This is a genomic window from bacterium (assembly GCA_040755795.1).
Lineage (GTDB): Bacteria > UBA9089 > CG2-30-40-21 > CG2-30-40-21 > SBAY01 > JBFLXS01.
Genome location: JBFLXS010000177.1, coordinates 1 through 7,815, shown reverse-complemented (window position 1 = coordinate 7,815; position 7,815 = coordinate 1). Strand labels below are relative to the sequence as shown.

At 37.7% G+C, this 7,815-nt stretch carries 7 protein-coding genes; all 7 read left to right on the top strand.

What is annotated here, in order from left to right; all coding sequences use genetic code 11:
* Nucleotides 1-271 precede the first annotated feature (271 nt).
* Nucleotides 272-2,191 carry a molecular chaperone DnaK gene (gene dnaK / locus AB1414_11835; GenBank protein MEW6608117.1) on the top strand — a complete coding sequence of 640 codons (1,920 nt, stop codon included), beginning with the start codon at nt 272-274 and terminating at the stop codon, nt 2,189-2,191.
* Between the two features lie 54 nt (nt 2,192-2,245).
* Entirely contained in the window at nt 2,246-3,394 is a 1,149-nt protein-coding gene (gene dnaJ / locus AB1414_11830) for a molecular chaperone DnaJ (GenBank protein ID MEW6608116.1), read from the top strand.
* A gap of 3 nt (nt 3,395-3,397) precedes the next feature.
* On the top strand, nt 3,398-3,634 hold the full coding sequence (locus AB1414_11825) for a type II toxin-antitoxin system HicB family antitoxin (GenBank protein MEW6608115.1): 237 nt from the start codon (nt 3,398-3,400) through the stop codon (nt 3,632-3,634).
* A 315-nt stretch (nt 3,635-3,949) separates the two neighbouring features.
* Nucleotides 3,950-5,203 (top strand): homocitrate synthase, encoded by a 1,254-nt coding sequence (locus AB1414_11820; protein MEW6608114.1) that lies wholly within the window; start codon nt 3,950-3,952, stop codon nt 5,201-5,203.
* Nucleotides 5,204-5,457: 254 nt separating this feature from the next.
* On the top strand, nt 5,458-6,867 hold the full coding sequence (gene rpoN, locus AB1414_11815; GenBank protein MEW6608113.1) for an RNA polymerase factor sigma-54: 1,410 nt from the start codon (nt 5,458-5,460) through the stop codon (nt 6,865-6,867).
* Nucleotides 6,868-6,985: 118 nt separating this feature from the next.
* Nucleotides 6,986-7,132 carry a hypothetical protein gene (locus AB1414_11810; protein MEW6608112.1) on the top strand — a complete coding sequence of 49 codons (147 nt, stop codon included), beginning with the start codon at nt 6,986-6,988 and terminating at the stop codon, nt 7,130-7,132.
* 20 nt (nt 7,133-7,152) lie between these two features.
* A partial coding sequence (locus tag AB1414_11805) for an oligosaccharide flippase family protein (GenBank protein MEW6608111.1) occupies nt 7,153-7,815 on the top strand: 663 nt, incomplete at its 3' end.

Sequence of the window (7,815 nt, the reverse complement as noted above, 5' to 3'; positions counted from 1 at the left end):
CGCAAAGAAAGAAAAACAGGTCTATAAACGAAAACGAACTTTCAAATATTGTTAATTGCTTATAAATTTCAATGTATTAAGACTCAAGGAAGGAATTAAAAGGGTGGTGAACAACCTATAATCTTTGGGTTCTTTGCGGTTGATTTCTTTGCGTTCTTTGCGGTTAAAAAAGGGTAAACCAATTAATCTTAAAAAAACTTGAATATCGAGTAAAAGTATTAAATAGTGAGTAGAGAAACAATTTACCACTCAAAAAGGAGGATGATAGATTATGTCAAAGGTAGTCGGAATTGATTTAGGCACGACTAATTCTTGTTTAGCCATTATGGAAGGTGGTGAACCAAAGGTAATTGCCAATGTCGAGGGTGGAAGAACTACTCCATCAGTCGTTGGTTTTACCAAAACAGGTGAAAGATTGGTTGGCCAGATAGCTAAAAGGCAGGCAATTACTAATCCGGAAAATACTGTCTATTCCATTAAACGATTTATGGGAAGAAAATACGCCGAGGTCGGCAGGGAGATTTCTGAGGTGCCATTTAAAGTTATCGAGGCAAAAAATGGTGATGCCGGGGTGAAGGTCATAGACAAAGAATATTCACCACCCGAAGTTTCCTCGATGATTTTACGGAAATTAAAAGAGGATGCAGAAAGTTATCTTGGTGAGAAAGTAACCCAGGCGGTCATTACTGTGCCGGCGTATTTTAATGATTCTCAACGACAGGCAACGAAAGATGCCGGTAAAATTGCTGGGCTTGAGGTATTACGAATAATTAACGAACCAACCGCCGCATCTTTAGCCTATGGATTGGATAAAAAGAAAAATGAAAAGATAGCCGTTTATGATTTGGGAGGCGGAACATTTGATATTTCTATTCTGGAAATTGGCGAAGGTGTTTTTGAGGTGAAGGCAACTAACGGCGATACCCATCTTGGCGGAGATGACTTTGACCAGAGAGTAATAGATTATCTTTGTGACGAGTTTAAAAAAGAGCAGGGAATTGATTTGCGTAAAGACAAAATGGCACTCCAACGCTTAAAAGAAGCCGCTGAAAAAGCCAAGTGTGAGTTATCTACAACCATTTCGACTGATGTTAATTTACCATTTATTACCGCAGATGCCTCAGGACCTAAACATTTCAATCTTACCTTAACCAGGTCCAAATTAGAAGAATTGGTTGATGATTTAGTTGATAAAACCATCGGTCCTTGCCATCAGGCACTAAAAGATGCAGGATTTAAACCTACAGAGATGGATGAAGTGGTTTTAGTTGGTGGACAGACCAGAATGCCCAGAGTTCAACAGGTAGTCAAAGAATTATTTGGTAAAGAGCCACATAAAGGTGTGAATCCAGATGAGGTAGTGGCTGTTGGTGCGGCTATTCAAGCCGGTGTCTTGAAGGGCGAGGTGAAAGATGTTCTTCTGCTGGATGTTACACCTCTATCTCTTGGCATAGAGACTCTGGGACAGGTATTTACTAAATTAATTGAGCGAAATACTACCATTCCAACGAAAAAATCCCAAACATTCTCAACCGCCTCAGATAATCAAACCGCAGTAACCATTAATGTCTTACAGGGTGAACGGGCAATGGTCTATGACCACGGTATGAAAAGTCTGGGTAGGTTTGATCTGGTTGGTATTCCGCCGGCACCAAGAGGTGTCCCGCAAATTGAGGTAACTTTTGATATTGATGCGAATGGAATTGTGAGCGTCTCAGCAAAAGACCTCGGCACTGGTAAAGAACAGGCGATAAAAATAACATCATCCAGTGGTTTATCTAAAGATGATGTCGAAAAAATGGTCAAAGAGGCAGAAGGTCATGCAGAAGAAGATAAAAAGAAAAGAGAAGAGATAGAAATTCGCAATCAGGCAGATACTTTAATCTATACCACAGAAAAAACACTAAAAGAATATGGAGATAAGGTTTCTGCGGATGAGCGGAAAAATATTGAGGATAAAATCGCAAACTTAAGAACAACATTAGAAGGTAAAGATACTGATGCCGTTAAAAAGGCAATGGAAGAACTAACTACTGCTTCCTATAAAATAGCCGAAGAGATGTATAAACAAGCCTCTGCACAACAACAAGCACAAAGAGAAGAACAAACACCGCCAAAACAAGAACCTGAAGGGAAAAAGGAAGATGTGGTAGATGCAGAGTTTAAAGTAGAAGATGAAGAGAAAAAATAAGTATGTCAAATTCGTCAGACAGGGCTGAATGCTAAAAAGGCGAAGGTGTAGTAAATTTTGACTAAAAAAAGAGATTATTATGAAGTTTTAGAGGTAAATAAAAATGCGTCTGTCGATGAGATAAAGAATGCTTATCGCCGGTTAGCCAAAAAGTATCATCCTGATGTCAATCCAGATAATAAAAAAGAAGCAGAGGAGAAGTTTAAGGAGATAGCTGAGGCTTATGAGGTTTTAAGCGACCCGCAAAAACGCACTCAATATGACCAGTTTGGTCATGAAGGGATGAAAAATATCTTTGGTGATAGGGGATTTACCTGGTCTGATTTTACACATTTTTCAGACATTGAAGATATTTTAAGTAGTTTTTTTGGCGGAGGATTTGGAGATTTCTTTGGAACAGGTCGAACAGCACGAACAAAAAGGGTTTATCGAGGTGCAGATTTAAGATATGACCTCGAAATTACCTTAAAAGAAGCCGCATTCGGCTGTGAGAGAAAAATTACCATTGACCGTAATGAGGTGTGCCCTATCTGCGATGGAACTGGTGGGAAACCCGGTGTTGGGAAAAAAGAATGCCCTGCCTGTAAAGGCGCTGGACAGGTGAGATATACTCAAGGATTTTTTTCTATTGCTAAAACCTGTGATAAATGCTATGGCGAGGGAATGATTATTACTACACCCTGTGAACGATGCCAGGGACGAGCCAAAATATCAAGAACGCGAACGATAAGCGTTAAAATTCCCGCCGGAGTAGATACAGGCTCTCAAATTAGACTTCGTGGAGAAGGCGAAGGAGGTGGTCATGGAGGTGAATCTGGGGATTTATATGTAGTTATCTTTGTCAAAGAAGATAAAACCTTTATTCGAGAAGATAATAATATTATCTGCGAGCTACCCATAAGTTTTTCCCAGGCCGCCCTGGGCACAGAGATAAATGTGCCAACCATAGATGGCGAGAGGATTAAAATGAAAATCCCCCCCGGCACTCAAACTCATAAAATCTTTCGGCTAAAAGGTAAAGGGATTCATTCGTTGCACGGTTATGGCAGAGGCGACCAATTTGTCCGAGTAATTGTTGTTACCCCAACTCAATTAACTGAGAAACAAAAACAACTTTTTGAAGAATTAGGTCGAATTAGTGGCAGTGAAATTAAAACGGACAAAGGTTTCTTTGATAAGTTTAAAGATGCCTTTGGAGGATAAGAAATGGAAAGAAAAAAAATGATGAATTTTAGTGTATTGATTGAACAAGATGAGGATGGATATTATGTAGCTACAGTTCCTGCTTTAAAGAGTTGCTATACCCAGGCTAAAACCCTTGAAGAACTTTATCCAAGGATTAAGGAGGTAATTGAACTTTGCCTTGAAGAAGAAAAACCGACTCCCATGAAATTTGTAGCCCTTCAGCAACTTGAAATAGGAGTTCAGAAAATATATGGATAGAATGCCAACAATTACATCTAAATTGATGATTAAATTTCTTGTAACCGTTCAGGTTATACATTAGAAGTGTAAGAAGGGGGATAAGGAGATAAGGAAGATATGGAGATAAGATAATAGAAATAGATTGAAATTTATAGAAATAGGTAGAAATTGATTGTGGGAAACAACAAATTTCCATAAATTTCTATTAGTTTCTACTTTTTTTAATAATATCTCCCTATCTCCTTTTGTTTGGTAAATGGTAACTGGTGAATGGTAATTAGTTACCAATTACCATTCACCAGTTACCATTTACCAAATAGAAGGAGGGTTGTGATGAACAAAATTTACTTAATTGATGTAACTAACCGCGATGGGGTGCAAACAGCTAAATTAGGATTGGCTAAATTAGAAAAAACAATGCTAAATCTCTATCTTAATGAGATGGGAATCTACCAGAGTGAATTTGGATTTCCAGTCACTCCCCATGAAATTCACTATCTTAATGCTAATCTTGAATTAGCCGAAATGGGTGTGCTTAAACCCATTATTCTATCTGGATGGTGTCGAGCGATTGTTGAAGATATAGATGCCTGTGTCAAGAATACAAAAGTTAAACACCTGAATATCTCTATATCTACCTCAGAGCAAATGACGAAAGGGAAATTTGGGGATAGAATCGTTAGGTCTCCCAAAGAAAGTTCGACTAAACCCAATATTATCCAGATGATGACGGATGCTTTAGATAGAGCGAAAGAAAAAGGGATTCTGACCGTGGGAGTCAATGCTGAAGATGCCTCGAGAACAGATGATGAATTTCTGATAGAATTTGCTCATGCGGCAAAACAGCATGGTGCCAACCGCATAAGATACTGTGATACATTAGGTTATGATGACCCATTTACCATTTATGAACGAATGAAATTATTAGCTAAAGAGGTAGGATTACCTCTTGAACAGCACTGCCATAATGATCTGGGGATGGCAACGGCTTGCTCAGTTGCTGGCGCAAAGGGGGCGATTGATGGCGGCGTAGATGCCTATATTAATGTCTGTGTGAATGGTATGGGTGAACGAGCAGGAAATGCTGATTTAGTTTCGGTTATCTTAGCCTTACAAAAATCACGCGGATTTGAGAATAAATATGTTTTAGATGAGCAGGTGAAATTATCCTGTGCCTGGAAAATCGCTAAATACGCCTCCATAGCCTTTGGCGTTCCTATCCCAATAAATCAAGTCGCCGTTGGCGCCAATGCCTTTGCCCACGAATCCGGTATCCACGCTGATGGAGCACTAAAAGATGCCCGAAATTACGAATTGTATGATTTCGAAGAATTAGGCCTTGGCGAACCAGAAGTGATAGTAACTGGCAGAAAAATTGTTGCCGGTGAATACTCTGGAATTAAAGGTTTTAGAAATGTCGCAGAAAAATTAGAGATAGCATTTAAAGACCAGGAAGAGGCAAATAAAATATTGGACTTAGTCAGATACGCCAATGTCCATACACAGAAACCTTTGGTTGACTCTGAATTGAAATTTATTGCCAAATATCCTGAAATAGCCCGAAAGATTATGACCGTAACGCCATAAAAATTAGTGTAAGCATTCAGTTAACAGGTGTCAGTGTTCAATGCTCAACTTTTAAGAGAATTAGGGACATCAAAATAAGGAAACAAATAGAGTAGTAATATTCATTACTGCCGTGACTCTCCTGGTGTTAACTGAGTGCTGATACCTGATTACTGAAAACTTACCATTCAAGATTATATATTCTCTCTGTGTTCTCTGTGACTCTGTGGCTATATTCCTGAACGGTTACAATTATTTAAAGACGAGGTTTTCTTATGCCAAAAGTAACTCTTGACCAAACTCAACGCCAACAAATGAAATTTTCCCCACTCCAGGAATTGAAAATAAAGATATTACAACTCTCTAACCTGGAATTAATAGATAAAGTAAATGAAGAGTTACTTCAAAATCCGGTTTTAGAAGAAGATAATATTGCCACCCTTGAGCTTCCAATTGTTGATTTTCCAGAGATAAAAAAAAATGATAAACAAGAGGAGATAAATTGGGAGGATTTCTTCGAATCTTCAAAAAAGTCTTTTACCTATGATTCTTCTCCACCTATCGAGTCTAACCCAATTTATGAAAATATTCCTACACATCAACTTTCTCTTAGAGAATATTTACTCCAGCAACTTCGGATGGTGCCATCATTAACTAATGATGAATATAAAATAGGCGAATTAATTATTGACAACATCAATAAAGATGGCTACCTTGATAGTGCGGTTGAGGAGATAACCAAAGAGGCAAAGGTTAGTCTGCGGGAAGTTAAAGATGTTTTGAGTAAGATTCAAGAATTTGAACCCACCGGGGTGGGAGCTAAGGATTTGGAAGAATGCCTGCTAATTCAGGCTAAAGAATTAGGAATGGAGGAAACATTAGGACCTTTAATTCAAAATTACCTCAAGGCAATTCAAGATAAAAACTATGACCTGATTGCCTCTAAGATGAATATTACAGTAGAACGGGTAAAAGAATTAGTTGGACTACTTGTTAAATTGTTGGAGCCAAAACCGGCTCGATTATATGAAAAATTCTACCCGCCATACATTATCCCGGAGATTATTATCTCAAATACAGAGGAAGAAGGACTTAAATTAGAACTCAATGATGAATGGATACCGTCGCTAAGAATTAGTTCTTACTATCAAAGATTGTTAAAAGATAAAAATCTCTCTGCAGAAGAAAATGAATATATCCGGAAGAAATTGAAATCAGCCTTATTTTTCTTAGATTGTATGGAGAAGAGAAAAAAGACATTAACCCATGTGGCAAAGGTAATATTTGACCTACAACAGCAATTTTTACAAGATGGCAAACCAGAAAAGATTGTCCCAATGAGATTAGAAGATATTGCGAATGGACTTAATCTTCATTTAAGCACAGTCAGTCGGACAATCGCAAACAAATTTGTTAAAACACCTTATGGAGTCCATCCATTGAAATTCTTCTTTAAAACAGGTCTAACGACCAAAGAAGGAGAAAGTGTTTCTACCCTATCTATTAAAGAAAAGATAAAAGAGATAATTGCCCAGGAAAATAAACAAAATCCGTTAAGCGATAGTAAAATCACCACTTTACTTCAACAACAGGGTATAAATATTGCCTCGAGAACAGTGGCAAAGTATCGTGAGGAATTACAAATCCCATCGTCATTTTCAAGGAAAAATCTTAAATCCTCTTGACATTTTCACTTTAGATGTGTTAAAATAATGTAAGCGTTCAGGTAGTGTAAGAAAAGGAGATAGGGAGATTAAGGAGATAGGGAGATATTATTAAAAAAATTGAAATTAGTAGAAATTTATGGAAATTTGTTGTTTTCCACAATCAATTTATAGCTATTTCTATAAATTTCAATCTGTTTCTATTATCTTATCTCCATATCGCCCTTATCTCCTTATCCCCTTTCTTACACTTTTGATATATAGCCTGAACGGTTACCATAATTAAGGTATGTTGGACTGTTATAAATGGGTATAGCAAGAAGAGTAGCCAAAAATACAGGTGTTTTGTTTTTAGGGAATGCCCTATGTAGAGTTTTCTCGGTATTAATATTTGCCTATCTGGCCAGGGTAATTGGTGATGCAGGATTAGGTAAGTATGCATTTGCAGTCTCATTCGTGACGATATTCTTTATGACAACTGAGCTGGGAATAAGCACTTTAGCCGTGCGTGAGGTAGCAGAAGATGAATCCAGAGCAGGAAAGTATCTTGGGAATATTGGCCTGATGAGGTTAGGATTATCCATCATTGGACTTATCATCAGCTATCTGGCAATAGGTATATTGAACTGTCCCGCGGAGACAAAATTAATCATCTACATCCTGGGAGGGTCGACTTTTTTCTTAGCCCTATCTGATGGGTTCAAATGGTGCTTTCAGGCATTTCAGAAACTTGAGTATAGTGCCTTGTTGAGTATTATTCAGAATATTTCACTTTTAATCTTTGGTTTCCCAATTCTTCTCTTAGGTTATGGTCTGGTTGGCTTCGTCATAATTCATTTCTTTGTCAGTATTTTATATTTTTTCTTTACTCTTCTATTTATTATAAAGAGATTTGCCAGGCCTAAATTTGAAATAGATATTCCCTTCTGGAAGGAGTTGGGAAGAAAAAGTATACCTTTTATGACCCTA